At 66.4% G+C, this 18,139-nt stretch carries 15 protein-coding genes; 5 read left to right on the top strand and 10 right to left on the bottom strand.

Features of this window, described 5'->3' with window-relative positions; all coding sequences use genetic code 11:
• The first annotated feature begins 91 nt into the window (after positions 1–91).
• The 4 genes from JQ639_RS35610 (at position 92) to JQ639_RS04725 (ending at position 4,766) form a co-directional block, all read left to right on the top strand.
• The gene (locus JQ639_RS35610) at positions 92–1,873 is read left to right on the top strand and encodes an adenine deaminase C-terminal domain-containing protein (RefSeq protein WP_211969168.1); all 1,782 of its coding nucleotides are present in this window, start codon (positions 92–94) and stop codon (positions 1,871–1,873) included.
• Positions 1,874–2,274: 401 nt separating this feature from the next.
• Positions 2,275–2,559, top strand: a complete 285-nt coding sequence (locus JQ639_RS04735; RefSeq protein ID WP_211969169.1) for a hypothetical protein — start codon at positions 2,275–2,277, stop codon at positions 2,557–2,559.
• 795 nt (positions 2,560–3,354) lie between these two features.
• Positions 3,355–3,876, top strand: a complete 522-nt coding sequence (locus JQ639_RS04730) for an ankyrin repeat domain-containing protein (RefSeq protein ID WP_211969170.1) — start codon at positions 3,355–3,357, stop codon at positions 3,874–3,876.
• Complete coding sequence (locus tag JQ639_RS04725; RefSeq protein ID WP_211969171.1) at positions 3,873–4,766, top strand: bestrophin family protein; 894 nt, start codon at positions 3,873–3,875, stop codon at positions 4,764–4,766. The genes JQ639_RS04730 and JQ639_RS04725 overlap by 4 nt, the downstream gene beginning before the upstream one ends.
• Positions 4,767–4,804: 38 nt before the next feature.
• Here the strand turns inward: JQ639_RS04725 and JQ639_RS04720 are convergent, their stop codons facing one another.
• The 10 genes from JQ639_RS04720 to JQ639_RS04675 all read right to left on the bottom strand — a co-directional run bounded on the left by JQ639_RS04720 (position 4,805) and on the right by JQ639_RS04675 (position 16,064).
• Entirely contained in the window at positions 4,805–6,163 is a 1,359-nt protein-coding gene (locus JQ639_RS04720) for a UbiD family decarboxylase (RefSeq protein WP_211969172.1), read from the bottom strand.
• A 30-nt stretch (positions 6,164–6,193) separates the two neighbouring features.
• Positions 6,194–7,834: a thiourocanate hydratase gene (gene ertB, locus JQ639_RS04715; protein WP_211969173.1), complete on the bottom strand. Its 1,641-nt coding sequence runs from the start codon at positions 7,832–7,834 to the stop codon at positions 6,194–6,196.
• 11 nt (positions 7,835–7,845) lie between these two features.
• On the bottom strand, positions 7,846–8,934 hold the full coding sequence (gene ertC / locus JQ639_RS04710) for a thiohydantoin desulfurase (protein WP_211969174.1): 1,089 nt from the start codon (positions 8,932–8,934) through the stop codon (positions 7,846–7,848).
• A gap of 27 nt (positions 8,935–8,961) precedes the next feature.
• Positions 8,962–10,221, bottom strand: coding sequence for an N-carbamyl-l-glutamate amidohydrolase ErtE (ertE, locus tag JQ639_RS04705; protein WP_211969175.1), 1,260 nt, complete (start codon positions 10,219–10,221; stop codon positions 8,962–8,964).
• Positions 10,221–11,603 carry a hydantoin-5-propionate amidohydrolase gene (ertD, locus tag JQ639_RS04700; protein ID WP_211969176.1) on the bottom strand — a complete coding sequence of 461 codons (1,383 nt, stop codon included), beginning with the start codon at positions 11,601–11,603 and terminating at the stop codon, positions 10,221–10,223. Before ertD ends, ertE begins: the two co-directional genes overlap by 1 nt.
• Positions 11,604–11,624: 21 nt before the next feature.
• Positions 11,625–12,332, bottom strand: coding sequence for an ABC transporter ATP-binding protein (locus JQ639_RS04695; protein ID WP_211969177.1), 708 nt, complete (start codon positions 12,330–12,332; stop codon positions 11,625–11,627).
• Positions 12,319–13,083 carry an ABC transporter ATP-binding protein gene (locus tag JQ639_RS04690; protein ID WP_211969178.1) on the bottom strand — a complete coding sequence of 255 codons (765 nt, stop codon included), beginning with the start codon at positions 13,081–13,083 and terminating at the stop codon, positions 12,319–12,321. Before JQ639_RS04690 ends, JQ639_RS04695 begins: the two co-directional genes overlap by 14 nt.
• Positions 13,080–13,943, bottom strand: a complete 864-nt coding sequence (locus tag JQ639_RS04685) for a branched-chain amino acid ABC transporter permease (RefSeq protein WP_211969179.1) — start codon at positions 13,941–13,943, stop codon at positions 13,080–13,082. The genes JQ639_RS04690 and JQ639_RS04685 overlap by 4 nt, the downstream gene beginning before the upstream one ends.
• Positions 13,940–14,809, bottom strand: coding sequence for a branched-chain amino acid ABC transporter permease (locus JQ639_RS04680; RefSeq protein ID WP_211969180.1), 870 nt, complete (start codon positions 14,807–14,809; stop codon positions 13,940–13,942). The genes JQ639_RS04685 and JQ639_RS04680 overlap by 4 nt, the downstream gene beginning before the upstream one ends.
• A gap of 76 nt (positions 14,810–14,885) precedes the next feature.
• Positions 14,886–16,064, bottom strand: coding sequence for an ABC transporter substrate-binding protein (locus JQ639_RS04675; protein WP_211969181.1), 1,179 nt, complete (start codon positions 16,062–16,064; stop codon positions 14,886–14,888).
• Positions 16,065–16,283: 219 nt separating this feature from the next.
• On the opposite strand from JQ639_RS04675, the gene JQ639_RS04670 reads away from it, so the two are divergent.
• On the top strand, positions 16,284–18,125 hold the full coding sequence (locus JQ639_RS04670; protein ID WP_211969182.1) for a LysR family transcriptional regulator: 1,842 nt from the start codon (positions 16,284–16,286) through the stop codon (positions 18,123–18,125).
• Positions 18,126–18,139: the final 14 nt, after the last annotated feature.

Below are 18,139 nucleotides of genomic sequence, written 5' to 3'. Positions count from 1 at the left end.
GCTTACGTTCGCAGCATCACGCATTGATCGGGCCTGTCGGGCGCCCGTCGGCGTCTCGCCTTGCTCTCATCACATCGAAAGGAACTGCGCTGTGACAACGCATCGAAATGTCGTCCCTCTGCTTCTGGCGACCGTGCTCTGCCTGATGACGGCCGATCGCACAACGTACGCCTCCGATTTCCAGACCGAACTCGCGGAGGCGAAAAAACTTCGCAACATCATCGAGCGGAAGGAAAAGGCCGACCTGCTGATCAGGAACATCAACATCGTTGATGTCTATCGCGAGGCGGTCCATCCGGGATCATTGCTGATTACCGATGGCAGGATCGCCGCGATTGACCCCGAAGCCGGCACGGCGCGGGAGGAATTCGACGGGCAGGGACTGTACGCGGTGCCTGGCCTCATCGACGGGCATTTCCATGTCGAATCGCAACTGGTGACGCCAACGGCCCTGGCGGAAGCCATGGTTCCGCACGGCATCACCACCGTTTTCGCCGAGTGTCTGGACCTCGTCAGTGCCGCGGGTGACGACGGCCTGAAGGCTGCGAAGGTGCTTTTCAACCGGCACGAGGAGCTGCCTTACCGGATCTATCCCTTCGCTCCGGGCAAGAAGGTCAAATTCGATATCGTCAGCGGGATGCTGGATTGGGATTTCATCCTCGGACTCGGCGAGATGAATCCGTCGAAGGTCTTCAACGATGGTTACGAGGACCTGAAGAAGGTCGCCTATGCGCGTTCGAAGAACAAGCTGATCTCGGGCCACGTCAGCGACATCGCGCCCTATCAGGAGAACTTGTTTCCAGCGCTGGGGCAGATGGACGATCACGACAACTGGAATGTCGGCGACATCGATAACAATCTCAGGATCGGCCTGCCGTCCTTCCTGATGTACGGCCTGCATGGCATCGACAATATCGTGCCCGGCCTCGTCAATGCGCGCATCCCGACAGAGAACGTCATGATGTCGACCGACAATCTGGCGGTCGAGCATATGATGCGGGTCGGCCATCTCGACGTAGCGATTAAGGATGCCGTCGCGCGCGGGCTGGATCCGATCACTGCGATCAAGATGACCAGCTACAATACGGCCAAGCACTTCAAGATGGAGGACAAGCTCGGATCGCTCACGCCGGGCCGCTTCGCCGACATCGTCCTGGTCGACGATCTCCGGAGCTTCACGCCTCGGTATGTCTTCAAGGGCGGTCAGCTCGTGGCCCAGGACGGAAAGCTGCTCAGGAACGCGACCATCGACTACACGAGCCTCGTGACGAGGCCGACCAGGGGGCTCGACGACTTCAAGCTCGGGGATCTGAAGGTCAAGCCGATCGAGGTCTCCGCGGATCGCAGCAGGGCCAAGGTAACTGTCTTCAATTTCTTTGGTTTTGGTCCGCAGGGGTTCTCGCACGACGTCTGGCTGCCGATGGCTAATGGCGAGATCGTTCCCGAGTTGAACGGGGAGAAGCTGCTCCACTTCGCCATCATCCAGCGCTATGCGAAAGACAACCAGCGGACGATCGTGACCGGCTTCATTCGCCAGTTCCCGATGAAGAGCGGTGCTGTCGCGGTCGGGTTCTCAGCGCCCCGTCCCAATGTCATCACCATGGGGACAAACCTCAACGACATGTATGTCGCGCTCAAGGAAGCCGACAAGTCCATGGGCGGGTTTGTTGCCGCGGACGCTGGCAGCGTAAAACAGGCCGTGCCCATGGCGATCTACGGCATGATGACGGACTATTCGGTCTCCGAGCTCATCAAACGGTCCGATAAGCTGGACGAGGCGCTTGACGCGATGGGGCACAAGAAGTCTGGCACGGCCGTCAACACGCTTCTGGAGGTGTTCTACTTGGCGGATCGCCATGGATTTCTGGAGTAGATGGGATTGCTGAAGTAACTGCCTCCGAATAGCCATCACGCGCGCCGTGCAACACGATGGCGGCATCGTGTTGCGCGGTCCTTCCCTTGACGTGTCCCGCTGCCTGGTCCGAAGCGGCCCCCCGGTCTTGGCCATGCTCTCAATCATGGCCATGGGCGCCAGCGGCGGGAGCCACTGGCGATGGGAGGAACGTCGGTTCGGCCCAGCTGGAAGAAGTTGCGTTAAATCAGCTGGTTAGATGGTGGCCACAGCCCGCCGGATGCGCCGGTAGGCCTCAAGCGACAGGCTCCGAGTCGTAAACGAGTCGCTAATGCGGCGAGAAATAAGCCTGAGGCGGCCATTGTGCGACTCGGACTATAGCTCGGCTCCGAAAGACGACTGGAGCGGGACGGAGCCGCATCATGAACAACGCTTTCGAGGTGTTCGTTGACTGCCGAGCCGCCATCAAGCGCCTTCATGCGCAACTGGTGGTCGGAGGCGTGATGCTCGCGGCGACGCTGCTCGTGCTGGCGCGGGTGGTGACGTGTCTGGCGGCGCAGGCCGATCTGGCTCTCGAAACCCGGGTGATGGTGCTCGACATGACCGTGACGACGACGGCGCCTTCATCCGCTGGATGCGATGGCGGTCGCGTGTCTGGCCAGCCGGAGGCGCGCGCAGCCCGTTTGCTGCTGGTCTGTCGTGGTTGATGGCGGCGGCGGCTCGAGATCGGTGCGCGAAGCCGGGTTGTTCGGCAACGGCAAAACCGGACCCATGTGCACCGCCTTGAGGCTGTTGCAGCCATTGCTGCACATGGGTCTGGTCTCAGTCCTGTAATCGCCATTCAGCTCCGGCTGGTATTCAATTGACGGCCGGCACGGCAGATGGCGACTGCGTATCACGCGTCGGGCGTGATTACTTCTTGGCCTTCTTCTTCTTGGCGACCTTCTTTGCGACCTTCTTGGTCGCCTTCGCCGTCTTCGCTTTCTTCGCCTTCTTCGCTTTCTTGGCCATATGGTCCTCTTCGCTTGATGATGCGCGATCGAGTGAAACGATCATCGCTCTCGACGCGCAGTGATGAGCATACACCAGACTCCTAAAAATAATACCATCAAGTGTATCGTCGCAGGCAGGATGGTCGTCGCTCGTCGCCGTGCGCCTCGCGTGCGTGATGGAGGCCGTCACGACGGCCTCGCGAGGTGAACCTGCCGCGTTGTCGCCGCATCGGCGAGCGTCGGCGATGTCGACATGGAGGGCCGTGTTGCCGGTCGCGGCACGCGGTGGGCAGGCGAGGGTGTTCGCGGCCGGACACGAACCGCCAAGATGGTGACAAGACGCGTTGTTGCGGAACCGCGGCGCGGAACGGCCGTGCGTTCGAGGTGCGTGAGCTGTCTGGAGGCCGCCCGAGAGACCCTTTATACCGGGGGACGGTGAACGACGAGACGATGCTTCTCCGGCGCACGGCGATGTCGTCCGGGGTTTTGGAGAGAACGGGAGCGCGATCGATGAGCGAGGGTGGGCTGTCCGGCGTGCCGATGGACGAGTTGATGCAACGGCTGTTCGACGCCTGCAGGAATGGCCGCGAGGCCGACATTCCGGGTCTGCTGCACGCCGGCGTCGATGTCGATGCACGGGATGGGCGCGGCTTCAGCCCGCTGATCATCGCAAGCTACAACGGCCACGAGGCGGTGACCGCACTCCTGCTGGCCGAGGGCGCCGATCCCAATGGCATTCATGCACGAACCGGCAATACAGCGCTGATGGGCGTCGCCTTCAAGGGATATGAGGCGATCGCCCGCCGGCTGATCGCCGCCGGGACGAACGTCAACGCCCGGACGGGGACCGGCCAGACGGCCCTGATGATGGCGATCTCCTATGGCCAGAATGGCATCGCCGAGTTGTTGCTGGCCGCCGGCGCCGACGCCGGCATCAAGGACAGCACCGGCAACACCGCGCTGTCGGTCGCCCGGGCGCGTGGCAATGCTGTCATGGCCGACCGGTTGTCGGGGGAGGGATCGTTGCCATGATCGTGCGGGGCCGCCCGAGTTTTCGGGACGTCATCTTTGCGGTTCGCGGCTCGATCCTGCGGCGCATCGTGCGCCCGCTGCTGTTCATGCTGGTCGTGTCCGGCGTGGCGGTGCTCCTCGCCCAGGCCCACCCGTTGTACTTTGCGGGGCTCGCGGCGATGCCGTTCACCCTCATCGGCCTGTCGCTGTCGATCTTCATGAGCTTCCGCAACACCGCCTGCTACGATCGGTGGTGGGAAGGCCGCAAGCTGTGGGGCCAGCTCATCATCGCCAGCCGTTCGTTCTCCCGCCAGGTCGCCACGGTCGAACCGTCACGGCGCGATCCGCTGCTGCGGGGGCTGTGCGGTTTCGCGGCAGGCCTCGCGGCGCGCTTGCGCGGCAGCGACGAGTATGCGGCGATCGCCCGCCATGTCGGTGACGGCCCGTGGGCCGGCGCACCGAACCCCACGGATGCCGTGCTTGCCGCCGTCGGACGCGGCTGCCGGGAGCTCGCCGGTGCCGGTCCGACCGACGCCATCCACTATTCACTGCTGGAGACGCAACTGAACGAGATGGCGCATGTTCAGGGCGGCTGCGAGCGCATCAAGTCCACCCCGCTGCCGTTCTCCTATTCCCTGCTGCTCCACCGCACGGCTTATGCCTTCTGCCTGCTGTTGCCGTTCGCGCTGGCGCCCTCGCTTGGCTGGTGGACGCCGCTGCCGACCGTCCTCGTCTGCTATGCCTTCTTCGGGCTGGATGCCCTTGGCGACGAATTGAGTGATCCGTTCGGAACGGAGCCGAACGACCTGCCGCTCGATGCCATGGTCAGAACCATCGAGCGCGATCTGCTCCATGCCATGGGCCGGGATCTGCCACCTCCGCTCGAGGCGCGCGACTACGTGCTGCTGTAGCATCGCCGCGGCGTCATGCCGCGCCGATGCCGGCTGGCTCAATACTGGTCGAGGTCGCGCCGGACCTGCTGCAGCACCTGCTCCGGTGCGCGCACGAGCTCGGAGCGCGACAGCGGCTCGCCATCGCCGGGGCGTGTGGTCGCCACCATGCCGATCTTGGCGACGGTGAGGTCCTCGTGGACGGGATCGCAGCGGTCGGCCTTGACGCCGGGGATGACGACGAGATCCTCGTGACCGCGGAAGCGGGCCGCCAGCGCCCATTCGACCTCGCGCGGATTCTCGATGTCGATGTCGTCGTCGACCACTGTCACCAGCTTGAGCAGGTTGACCTGGCCCATGGCGAGCAGGACGGCGCGTTTGCCCTCGCCGAGGCGGGGGCGGTGCATCGAGATCACGGCGTGGAGGCGGCCCATGCCGCCTTCGGTGATCAGGACACGGCGCACCGCCGGGATCATGCGCTGCAGCGCCTGGCACAGCGTTGCCGCGATCGCGATGCCGCCGAGCAGGCAGTGTTCGCTGGCGTAGCCGGGCAGGATCGCCTGGTAGATAGCGTCGCTGCGGCGGGTGATGCAGCGGATGGTTCCGCCGATGCCAGGGCCGTAATTGACATAGAAGCCGTGGAATTCCGACACCGGCCCTTCGTCGATCAGCTCGTCCGGGTCGAGCTCGCCCTCGAGCACGATTTCGGCATGGGCGGGGACTTCGAGATCCACCGTCCGGCATTTGACCAGTTCCAGCGGCTCGCCAAGCAGGCCGCCGATGTTGTCGTATTCGTCGTCGCCGAGGCCGAGATAGAGCTGCGATCCCAGCAGCACGGCGGTGTGGTTGCCGATCGCCACCGCGATCTCGAGCTTGCGGCCCATCGCCTTGGCCTTGTCGGCGATCAGGTAGAGGTGATGGTTCTTGGCGATGCCCGCCATGATTCGGCCGCCGCCTTCGAGGCGCAGGCGGGCGATCGAGACGTTGCGCCGTCCGGTCTCCGGATCCCTGGCGATGATCACGCCGGCGGTGATGTAGGGGGCGACCTCGCGCTCGAACCAGCTCGGCACGGGCAAGCGGGCGAGGTCGATGGCGTCGGTCTGCACCACGGCCTGGACCGGTGCGCTGTCGACCATTTTGGGAGCGATCGGACGGTGCAGCGCTGTGGCCAGGCGCTGGTCGAGGTCCGAGACCGGAATGCCGAGGCCGAGCGCATAGCGCTCGCGGCTCGACAGCAGGTTGCCGACCACCGGTATGGGCGATCCCCCGACGTTCTCGAACAACTGGGCTGGCCCGCGATCACGCAGCGCCAGCACGGCGCCGAGCTCGAACTTCGGATCGACGTTGCGGGTGACGCGGTGAAGGTCGCCGCGGGCGTCCAGCGCGGCGATCAGGCCGCGCATGCTCTGGTCAGTCATGGTGTCGTCGCCGGTCCGGTGGTTGGCGTTTCAGAGGCGGAAGTGGTTGATGCCGGTCTTCCGGATTTCGTCATACGAATCCTCGTAGCCGGCGTCAGCATAGCGCATCACGCCGGTGGAGGTGTCGTTGGTCAGGGTCAGCGCTAGCCGCTCGTCGGCGGCAGCGGTGCCGTCGGCGATCAGCGTCACCCCGGCGCTGGTCATGTAGCCGGAATAACCACCGCCGCCGGAATGGATCGCAACGAGGTCGGCCTGGGAGGCGCAGTTGACCATGGCGTTGAGCAGCGGCCAGTCGGCGATGGCGTCGGAGCCATCCCGCATGTTCTCGGTCATGATGTTGGGGTGGGCCATCGCGCCCGCATCCAGGTGGTCACGCGTGAACGCGATCGGGCCGGACAGGCGATGCTCGCGCACCATGCGGTTGACGGCGAGGCCGAGTTCAGTGCGCTCGCCATGGCCGAGCCAGGCGATGCGCGCCGGCAGCCCCTCGAACGGCACATGCTTGCGCGCGAGGTGCACCCAGTTGGACACGATCTGGTTGTCCGGGAACTTTTCCAGCAGGAGGTCGTCGATCTTGCGGATGTCGTCGGGATCGTTCGACAGCGCGATCCAGCGGAACGGGCCGATGGCGCGGGCGAACAGCGGGCGCAGGAAGGCTTCGGTGAAGATCGGAATGTCGAAGGCGTTGGCAACGCCGCCGTTCTTTGCATGGGTGCGGATCAGGTTGCCGTTGTCGAACACCACGGCGCCCCTGGCCTGGAACTCGAGCATGGCCGAGACATGGCGCACGATCGACCGCATCGACTCGTCCATCAGCAACTGCGGATTCTCGGTGCGCAGCGCGCGAACTTCCGCGAGCGGCCGGCCTGCGGGGACATAGCCGTAGACGAGGTCGTGGGCGGCGGTCTGGTCGGTGACGACGTCGGGGACGATGCCGCGCCGGGCGATTTCGGGATAGATATCGGCGGCATTGGCGCACAGGCCGACAGACAGCGGTCGTTTCTCGGCCTGCGCGGTGCGGATCATCGCCAGCGCCTCGTCGAGCGAGGCGGCCTTGGCATCGAGGAAGCCGATCGCCATGCGCTTGTCGATCCGCGTCTCGTCGACCTCGATGCACAGGATCGCGGCTTCCGCCATGGTGCCGGCGAGGGGCTGGGCTCCGCCCATGCCGCCGAGACCTGCGGTCAGCACGAACCGTCCGGCGAGGCTGCCGCCGAAGTGGCGGGCGGCGATCCGCATGAAGATCTCATAGGTGCCCTGGATGACGCCCTGCGAGCCGATGTACTGCCAGTCGCCAGCCGTGAGACCGCCCCAGCAGATCAGGTTCTTGTTGGCGAGGTCGTAGAACTTCTCGGCCTTGGCCCACTGGCCGACCATGTTGCAGTTGGCCATGATGACCACGGGCGCGCGGGCGTGGGTGCGCAGCACGCCGATCGGCTTGCCGGACTGCACCAGCAGCGTCTCGCCGGTGTCGATGGTCTTGAGCGCCTCGACGATGCGGTCATGGGACGGCCAGTCGCGCGCGGCGCGGCCGAGCGCGGCATAGACGATGAGGTTGTCAGGGTCCTCGCCGACGGCGAGGACATTCTCCAGCAGGCGCAGCAGCCCTTCCTGCCGCCAGCCGCGGCAGCGGATCTGGCCGCCCGAGGTCACATTGAAGCTGCGTGCCATGTCGGTCGTCCTCAGCGGAGCGCGTAGTCGGTCAGGTTGATGCCGAGCGCCTTCTCGACCACCGGATAGACCGAGGGGTCGGTGACGCTGGACGACAGCGGAATGACGGATTTGGGAATGCGCAGCACCAGCAGCTCGTCGCCCTCGCGCAGCTCGCCGACGCTGACCGGCTCACCCTGCGGATTCAGCGTGGTGATGACGTCCGGGAAGCCGGAGAGACGCTCGCCGTCGGCGCTGTCGACCGCCATGTATTCGTTCATGACATGCAGCGTCACCGCCTTGGCGCCGTCGCCGATGGTGATAGTGCCGACGTCGAACGCCTCATTGGTGTAGACGACCGCCTTCCTGCGCACCTTGCCCTGGCCGATGATGGCGCCCCTGGTCTGCTTGACGATGGCGTCGATCACGGCCGAGCCGCCTTTCGGCTCGGCATCGATGATGGCTTCGCCGAGCCCCAGCGCGATCGAAATGCCGCCGAGCGCGGCATTCTTCTTCACATACGAGGCGGGCAGGGGATTGCGGCAGGACGCGATGAAGCCGCCGGACATGTCGGACGCCGTGCGCAGGACCGGCGAGATCTTCGCGGTGGCGCCGCGGATCACCAGCTCGATGTAGGAGTTCTTGCTGCGGTTGCCGCCGACGGCCGACTGGATCATCTGCTGTGGCGATTTGGCGAGGCCGATCGAGCCCATGTCCCCGGTGGGATGGGCGCGGATATCGCCGACGGCATCGACCACCTTGGTGCCGAGGATGGCGGACGGCAGCCAGCCGTTGAGCGTGCTGGACTTGCCGTTCTGGCCGATCATCAAGCCGTAGATCGGAGCGCCGAGCGCCTCCTGGACGAGCTGCACCGCCTTGACGTAGTCGACGCCACGCATTTCCCACTCGGTGGTGCCGGCGGGCGCGCCGATCGCGGCAGCGGTGGCGATCCAGGCGTCGTCGGGGACTTCGTCCATCGACACCAGCTCGGGCTTGCCGGCGTTCACCGCGGCAGTGCCGAGCATCCGGCCATGGTCGGCCCAGCCGCCGCCGCCGGCGGCGAACACCGAGCCGCCCTTGACGGCCGCTTCGACATCTTTCGGTCCCAGAATACGTCCCATGTGGCTCTCCTTCGGCCGGTTACGGCGTCAAGTGTTCTGCCCGTCGAGCAGGCGGATGGCTTCGAACAGGGTGGCGGCGCCGGTGGCCAGCGCCTCGGGCTCGGCCCATTCCTCGGGGCAGTGACTCTTGCCTTCGCGGCAGGGAATGAACAGCATCGCGCTCGGCCCGATGCGCGACACGAACGCGGCGTCGTGGCCGGCGCCCGACGCCAGCGACATGGTGGAATGACCCAGCTTGTCGGCGGCGCGCTGCAGCACGTCGCGCAGGTGAGCGTCGCACGGCGAGGGCAGGTTGCGCGACAGCACGGAGAAGCTGGCGCGCGCGACGCCGGTCCGGATCGCGATAGCCTGGCTCTCCTGGTCGAGCCACGTGGCGAAGTCGTCCATCACGGCGGCGTCTTCGGCGCGAATGTCGACGATCATGCGCGCTCCACCGGGAACGACATTGGCGGCATTGGGGCTGATCTCGAGCACACCGGTGGTGGCCACGAAGTGGCCCTCGCCACGGTCGGCGATGTCCCTGGCGCGCGCGGCGATCGCGGTCACCAGACCGGCCGCGGGCACGGCGGCGTCGTGCCGATAGGCCATCGGGGTCGTTCCGGCATGGTCGGCCGCGCCGTGGAATACGATCTCGACACGGACGATGCCGACGATCGCGGTCACCAGCCCGAGCGGGATGGCGTTGCTCTCGAGCACAGTGCCCTGCTCGATGTGGAGTTCGAGATAGCCGGCGATGGCGGATGGCCTGGCCTCATCGAAGCGCGCCGGGTCGCCGCCGACACGGGTGATAGCTGCGGCCAGCGTCTCGCCCTTTGCGTTGGTGTAACCAAGCATCTTCGCATCGAGCGCACCAACCATGGCGCGGCTGCCGACGCAGGAGACGCCGTACTCGCTCGGCTCCTCGGCGAGAAAATCGACGATCTCGATGGGATGGCGCGGCGTGTAGCCGGCCTCTTTCAGTGCGCGCACGGCTTCGAGCGCCGTGAGGATGCCGGCAATGCCGTCGAAGCGGCCACCCGACGGCACCGTGTCGGAATGCGAGCCCAGCATGATCGGCGGCGCGTCCGGCACGCTGCCTTCGAGGCGGGCGATCACGTTGGCGCCGGTGTCGAGCCGCACCGACAGGCCGGCGGCCTCGAACCGCTCACGCAGCCATTGCCGCCCCTCGAGGAAGCGCGCCGAAAACGACCGGCGCGTGTAGGGGCGATCTGGATCCGTGATGGCTCCCAGAGCCATCACGTCGTTCCACAGACGGTCGCTGTCGATCGGCGGACGGGAGGCGCTCATCAGTGCGCGGCCCCGAGGCGGGTCGCGGCAGGCAATGGCCGGACGAAGGCGCCGCTGCCGGGCTCGGCGAGCACGTCCTTGCCGTCATAGATCATCCTGCCGCGCAGGAAGGTCACAACCGGGCGATAGGGCAGCTCGATGCCGGCGTAGGGGCTCCAGGTCACGAAGTTATGGCCACTGGCGGCGGGATCGTAGCGGTGCGGCGCATGCGCCATCACCACGATGTCGGCGTCATGACCGGGCGCGATCGCCCCCTTGCGGTCGCCGATGCGGAACAGCCGCGCCGGATTGGCCGCGAGCAGGCGGGCCGCCCAGGTCACGTCGATGTTGCGTTCGGTCAGGCCCTTGAGCAGCAGGGAATAGAGCACTTCGAGACCGGGTACGCCCGACGAGTTCTTGAGCATGTCCGGATTGGTCTTGCGGTCCTCCGACCAACTGACATGGTCGGTCGAGACCACGGTGACATTGCCGGCGGCGAGATGCCGCCACAGTGCCTCGACCTCGCGGCGCGGCCGGATCGGGGGATTGATCTTGGCCTTGCCACCGAGACGGGCGACGTCGTTCTCCTCGTCGAGGACGAGATAGTGGATGCAGGCCTCGATGGTGCTGTCAAAACCCTGCCGGCGGTAGCTCTCGCAGAGGTCGTAGCCGCGGCCGACCGAGCAGTGGACGATATGGGAGGAGCAGCCGGCCTGGGCGCCGATCTCGTAGACCTCGGCCATCGCCAGTGTTTCGGTCACCGGCGGGCGGGACAGGCCGTGGGCGCGATGGTCGCGAATGCCGGAGTCTTCCACGGCCTTCATGGCCGCGCGCACCATCTCGTCGTTCTCGTTGTGGACGCCGGCGGCGAGGCCATGCTTGCCGATCTCGACGAAGCACTCATAGAGCGTCTGCGGCGCGATGCGGGGGAAGCGCTTGGGGTCGGTGCAGAAGGTGGAGAACTTGAACGCCGCCGCGCCGGCCTCGACCATGCCGGCGATGTGCCTGGCGCCGTCCTCGGGGTTGATCGTGCCGTAGAGGGCGAAGTCGACGCGCGTCTGGGCGCCGGCCTCGGCGATCTTCTGCCGCACGCGGTCGCCGGTGCAGACCAGGAATCCGGCGTCGTAGGGCATGTCGACCACGGTGGTGACGCCGCCGGCCGCGGCGGCGCGGGTCGACCAGATGAAGTCTTCCTGGCCGAGCTGCGACTTGGAGTGGACCTGGGAGTCGATCGCGCCGGGCAAGACATAGGCGGCGCCGAAATCCTGCCGCTCGCGGGACTGGGGCGCGCGGCCGCTGCCGACGCGCTCGACCACGCCGTTGCGCACGGCGACATAGCCATCCTCGATCACGCGATCGGTGAGGACGACACGGCCGGTGACGACCAGATCAAAATCACTCATGTGACACCTGTTTTGCCCTCTTCAGTGGGGCGAGTTGACGAAGACGTCGAACAGCTCGTCGTTGCCCTGCGCGTCGGCCGACGCGCCGGTGAACGCCAGGGAGCCTGACGTCATGATGCAGACATGGTCGGTGAAGCCGAGCGCCCGCGACGTGTTCTGTTCGACCAGCAGGATGGTGACGCCGTCGGCCTTCAGTGCGGTGAGGGCGTCGAAGCACAGGTCGACCATCTTCGGCATCAGGCCGAGCGACAGCTCGTCGATCAGCAGCAGCTTTGGCTCGGCCATCAGCGCGCGTCCCATGGCCAGCATCTGCTGCTCGCCGCCGGACAGCGAGCCCGAGACCTGCTTGCGCCGTTCGGACAGGCGCGGGAACAGACTGTAGACGCGCTCGCGGTTGCGGCGGTCGTCGGCCATGGAGCGGCGATAGCCGCCCACGGTGAGGTTCTCCTCCACCGACAGGTCCGAGAACAGCCGCCGTCCTTCCGGCACCAGCGCGATGCCGAGATCGACCCGGCCGATCGGCGGCAGATGGGTGATGTCCTGGCCCTCGAACAGGATGCGGCCGCCATGGATGGTGGTGTGGCCCATGATCGCCATGATGGTCGAGGTCTTGCCGGCGCCGTTGGGGCCGAGCAGGGCCAGCGACGACCGCGCCGCGAGCTCGAACGACACGTCCTGCACGGCCCGCACCGAGCCGTAGCCGCAACTCAGGGATTCAAGCCGCAGCATGGTCCGCCGCCTTTCCGACATAAGCCTCGCGCACCGCCTTGTCCGCGATGACGCTGTGCGGATCGCCGTCCGCGATGATACGGCCGCCGTCGAGCACCAGCATGCGGCGGCACACCCGCAGCACCTCGCGCAGGTTGTGTTCGATCAGAATGGTGGTGACGCCGGCGGCATTGAGCCTGGCGATGGTGTCGACCTGCTCTTCGGCCTCGCGGTGGTTGAGGCCGGCGAGGGGCTCGTCGAGCATGATCAGCTTCGGCTCCACGGCAAGCGCGCGGGCGACCTCCAGGCGCTTGAGATGGCCGAGCGGCAGCGCGGTCACCGCCTTGAGCTCCTGACCGGCGAGGCCGACCCGCGCCAGGATCGCGGCAGCGCGTTCCTCCTCGGCCTTGCGGGCGCGGTGGAACAGCACCGTCAGCGGATTGGATGTGAAGCGATGGCCGGCGGCCAGCACGACATTGTCCAGCACCGTCATGGAGCGGAACGGGCGGACGATCTGGTGGGTGATCGCAAGACCCTTCTGGACCCGCCGCGCCGTCGGCAGCGCGGTGACGTCCTCGCCGTCGATGACGATCTGCCCGCTGTCGGGGCGGGCCACGCCGGCGATGATCTTGAGCAGGGTGGTCTTGCCGGCACCGTTGGGGCCGATCAGTCCGACGATCTCGCCGCTCGCCACGGCGAAGTTGACGTCGGTGAGGGCCTGGACGCCGCCGAAGCGGATGGCGACGGATTGAACGCGGAGCGTATCGGTCATGCGTTTCGTCCCTTGGCGGCAAATCCCTTGGCGGTCAGCGAGGCGACGATCCCGGCGAGGCCGCCCGGTGCGAACCGCATCACCAGCACCAGCAAGCCACCGAAGATCAGCAGGCGATACTCGTTGATGAAGCGGAAGGCCTCGGGCAGCAGCGTCAGGATGATGGTCGCGACGACCACGCCCCAGGTCGAGCCGTTGCCACCGATGACGACCATTGCCATCAGCGTCACCGAGAGGATGAACCCGAACGAGTCCGGCACGATGAACTGGGTGAAATACGTATAGAGGCCGCCGGCGAGACCCGCGATCGCCGTGCCGATGGCGAAGGCGACGAGCTTGTAGGTCGCGGCGGGGATGGCGATGGTGCGCGCCGCCTGCTCGTCATCGGCGACCGCGCGGAACGCAAAGCCCATCCAGCTGCGGCTGAGGTAGAGGCTGAAGGCGATGGTGGCGAGGGCGGCGATCACGATCAGCACGGCGTTGCCGGCTGGGCCAAGCCCGCTTGGCGGGATCTTGCTGATGCCCATTTCGGCGCCTAGCCAGGCCTGCTTGCGGACGAAGCCGACCAGCAGGAATCCGACGCCGATGGTGGTGACGGCGAGAAAGTCCTCGCGCAGCCGCACCGAGGCGAAGCCGACGACCACGCCGAGGACACCGGCCACCAGCAGGCCGGCGAGCAGGGCGACGGGAACCGGATAGCCGGCCACCGCACACAGCGCCGCGGCATAGGCGCCGGCGCCGAAGAAGGCGCCATGGCCGAGGCTGACCTGGCCGCAGAAGCCGCTGATCAGGTTGAGGCTGACCGCCAGCATGATGTTGATGCCGACGATCGACAGGAGGCTGTAAGTATAGAGTGTCATGCGGTGCGCGCTCCGGTGAGGCCCTGCGGGCGCAGCATCAGGATGACGATCAGGAACAGGAAGGCGAGCGCGTCGCGGTCGAGATAAGCGCGTAGCGCGATGGTGCCGTAGGATTCAATCAGGCCGAGAGCGAAGGCGGCGATCAGGGTGCCGCGGATGCTGCCGAGGCCGCCGAGCACGATGATGGCGAGCGCCTTGTAGCTGACGACGAAGCCCATCGACGGCTCGACGAAGTTGTTGAGAAGGGCGATCAGCGCTCCGGCGAGGCCGGCGAGCGCCGAGCCGATGAAGAAGTTGAGATAGCGGACCTTGATCGCGTCGACGCCGAAGCTGGTCGCGATCGTCGGGTTGGAGACGGTGGCGCGCCAGGCGACGCCGATTCGCGTCCGGGTGGTGAACAGGCCGAGCGCGACGAGGCACAAGGTGGAGACCACCAGCATGGCGATCTGAACGGCATTGATGGTCAGGCCGAACACGTCGAAGACCTGCATCGGCCATGGATTGGATCGGAACGTCAGGCCCTGTTCGCCGAACAGGATGCGGAAAGCGTCCTCCATGAACACGAGGAGGCCCATCGAGGCGACCATCGCGACATAGGGTGGGTGCGCGAGCAGCGGCTGATACAGCAGGCGATAGATCGCGCCGCCCATCAAAGCCGACACCAGCATCGCGGCGAAGATGCCGAGCGCGATGCTGCCGGTGGCGTTCGCCACGATCACGGTGACGAACGCGCCGAGCGCATAGACCGACGCATGGGCGATGTGCAGGATGCGAAGCAGCCCGTAAACCAACGTCAGCCCGACCGCCATCAGGGCGTACATGCTGCCGAAGATCAGGCCGTTGAGGGTCAGGTCGAGATAATACACGGCAAAGGTTCCGGATCCGGGGAAGGGGCGCCGTGCGTCGGCGCCCCGTCAGGTCAGGCGATCATGCGAGGCGCGATCACTCGGTCGGCGGCGCCAGCAGCTTGAGGTCGTCGATCCAGGCGAAGTGCTTGAACTGACCGTCCTTCACCACGTTGACGTTCATCGGCATGTTGATCTCGCGCAACTGGTTGAAGCTCACGAGTTCGCCGGCGAGATGCGAGAAGTTCTTGGTCGCTGCCAGTGCGTCGCGCACCTTGGCGGGGTCGGTGCTGCCGGCGCGCTTGATGGCGTCGGCCATCAGGACGATGGCGGAGTAGACGGTCGCGCCGACGTTCTCGCCGGGATAGCCCGCGCGCTTCTGGAATTCGGCGAGGTAGGTCTTCAGTTCGGCGTTGTCGCGGTCGCGGTTGAGGCCGCCGACGATGTAGACGCCCTCCACCGCGGGACCGGCGATCTCGATCAGCTTCTGCGCGTCGAACGCCTGCGAGCCGATGATCGGCACGGTGATGCCGGCGGCGCGGATCTGGCTGACCAGCGGGCCTGCGGTGAAGAAGTAGCCGGTGATGTAGATCGCCTTGGGATTGTCGCGCTTGACGCTGGCGACGATCGAGCCGAACTGGCGGTCGCGCAGCGGATAGGTGTACTCGCCGATCACCTTGATGCCGAACTGGCCGGCCGCGCTCTTGAAGCCTTCGAGCGTCGCCTGGCCATAGTCGTTGTCCATCGAGATGACGGAGATGTCCTTGATACCGAGGTTGTCGCCGATGAACTTGGCGGCGGCGCGGCCTTGCGGCTGGCCAAGGTGGACGGTGCGGAACGCGTAGTCGCCGGAGCGGGTGATGTCCGGATGCACGCCATAGGCGGAGATGAACGGCACCTTGCCGGCCTGGAAGATCGGCGCCGCGGCGCGGCCGGAGGCCGAGTAGCTGCCTGACACCGCGAACTTTACGCCGTTCTGGCCGACCAGCTTGTTGGCGGTGAACACCGCCTCGTCGGTCTTGGCCTGGTCGTCGTAGGTGACGAGCTCGACCTTCTGGCCGAGCACGCCGCCAGCGGCGTTGATGTGCTCGACCGCCAGCTCGGACGCCACCTTGGCCGAGACGCCATCGGTCGCCGCAGGGCCGGTCAGCGGCGCCTGGAAACCGATCTTGATCTGCGCGGCGGCCGGCGAGGCGGTGAGGGTTGCGAACGCCAGCACGGCGACGCCTGCGGCCGTGGAGACGGAAGAGAACAACCAAGCTGCTGAAGATTTCATCGCGTCTTGTCCTGTCTGCGGCACGGGGCGGAGAGAACGTTCTCCCCACTCCCGCGGTCCGGTGGTGAAAGGGCCTTGCGGCACGGGTGATCTCAGCGCCTCCCGGAGCAACGCTTGGCCGAAATTGTGGAACCCGGCCGTGGTGGTGGCTAATACATATTCCCAATGATGGATATCAGAAGTTCTGATACCATGCGGCCAAAAGGGGCACGATCGACCATGGATTTCAGGCAGGCGCGCTACTTCGTCGCCGCGATCGAGCAGCGCAACATGAGCGCGGCCGCACGGGTCTGCCGTGCCTCGCAGCCAACGCTGAGCGCGCAGGTTCGACGGCTCGAACTCGAGCTCGGCGAAACGCTGTTCAACCGCACGGTGCTGGGACTGCGGCCGACGCCGGCGGCGATTTCGCTCTATCGCCGCCTGTCGCCGCTGCTCGCCGAGGCCGCCCATGCGCTCGACTATCTGCGGGGCGGCGAGGAGCGCGAGGTGCGTGCGCTGACGGTGACGGTCGAGACCGCGGCGGCGAGCCAGCTCAGCCTGCTGGCGCGGGCCTGCGCCCGGCAGTTGCAGCTCGAAATGCCGCATCTGCGCATCGTCCATCGCTCGTTCGAGATGGCGTCGCGGGCGGAGCCGGCCGGCGGCGTCAGGTTGTCGCATGGTCTGGCGCGCGGTCGCGCGCGCAGCACGGCAGCGGGCGACCGCTGGGTGCTGGTGGAGCTGGGCGTGCCGCTGCGGGGCGGCGGCCGGGCGGTGCAGCGCGAGGAACTTGCCGGGGTCGACGGCTATATCGACGTTCCCTTGGTGTCATCTGACATCCAGTCGGCGCTGGTGCGCTGGAGCCGGTCCGGCGCCGAGATTGCGATGAACATGAGCGAGGAGGACGCCACCGGCGTCGTGACCGCGATTCTGCTGCGCAACCGCGGCTGGGCGCTGGTGCCGCGCATGGCGGTCAAGCCGGACCTGCTGCGGCATCCCCGGCTGCGGATCCGCAATGTCGATGCGGGATTGCCGGGCCTCGAGATCTCCGTGCAGCTCGGCGAGGCGTCCGATCCGGTTCAGCGCGCCTTTGCTGCGCGTTTCAAAGGCGCGCTGGCGCGACGGGCTGGTGCCGTGGATGTGGCGCAGCCGCTGACGCTGCCGGACCTCAGGCAGGTGCGCTATTTTCTGCGGGTGATGGACGAGGGCAGCATCTCGCGGGCAGCTGCGGGGCTCAATATCGTGCAGCCGGCCATCAGCATGCAATTGCGCGTGCTCGAACGTCGCCTCAAGGGGCGGCTGTTCGACCGCAGTCCGCAGGGCATCGTGCCGACGCCATTCGGCCGCAAGGCACGCAGGATGCTGGCGCCGATCGTCGATACGCTGCAGGCGACGGCGCGGGGGACGACATCGGGACGCGGGCCGACGCGGCAGGTGCTGCGGGTGGGGCTGCTGCCTGGCCTCGACGAGGAGAGCCTGCTGGTGCGGGCGACGACCTCGACGATCGTCGACTGGCGAAAGGGCTTTCCGCAGATCGATCTGCGTGTGGTCGAGGCCCACAGCGGCGTGCTGCTGCAGTGGCTCGAGGACAATATCGTCGACGTCGTGGTGGTCGAGGACATGCACGGCCTCACATCATTCAAGGAGACGGTGCTGTCGTCGGAACCGCTGGCGGTGCTGACCAGTGCGCAGCATCCGGCGCACGCGCCGGGGCCGATCGGAATGAGCGAGATCGCACGGCTCAATCTCGTTCTGCCCTCGCAACGTCATGGCCTGCGCGCGTTGCTCGATCGCAAATTTACCGAGGAAGGGCTGGTGCTGGCGCCCAAGCTCCAGCTCGACTCGATGGCCGCAGCCGTACGGCTGGTCAAGGAGGGCGGCTGGGCGACGGTGCTGCCGCCGTCCGCGGTGCGCCAGAGCATCGACCGCGGCGTCCTGAGCGCTCATCCGATCATTCGTCCGTCGATCCTGCGGCAGCTCCGTTCCGTCCAGTTGCCAAGGCATCCCAAGCGGACATCGCAGAACGAGTTCATCCGGTTCCTGCGCATGCGGCTGTCCACGCTGTTGACTCGCGATGTGCGCTGACGCATAGGCAGGCC

Origin of the sequence: Bradyrhizobium sp. U87765 SZCCT0048, assembly GCF_018131225.1 — a bacterium.
GTDB lineage: Bacteria > Pseudomonadota > Alphaproteobacteria > Rhizobiales > Xanthobacteraceae > Bradyrhizobium_A.
Note: the sequence above shows the minus strand (reverse complement) of the source record. Positions and strands in the feature narration are given on the sequence as shown.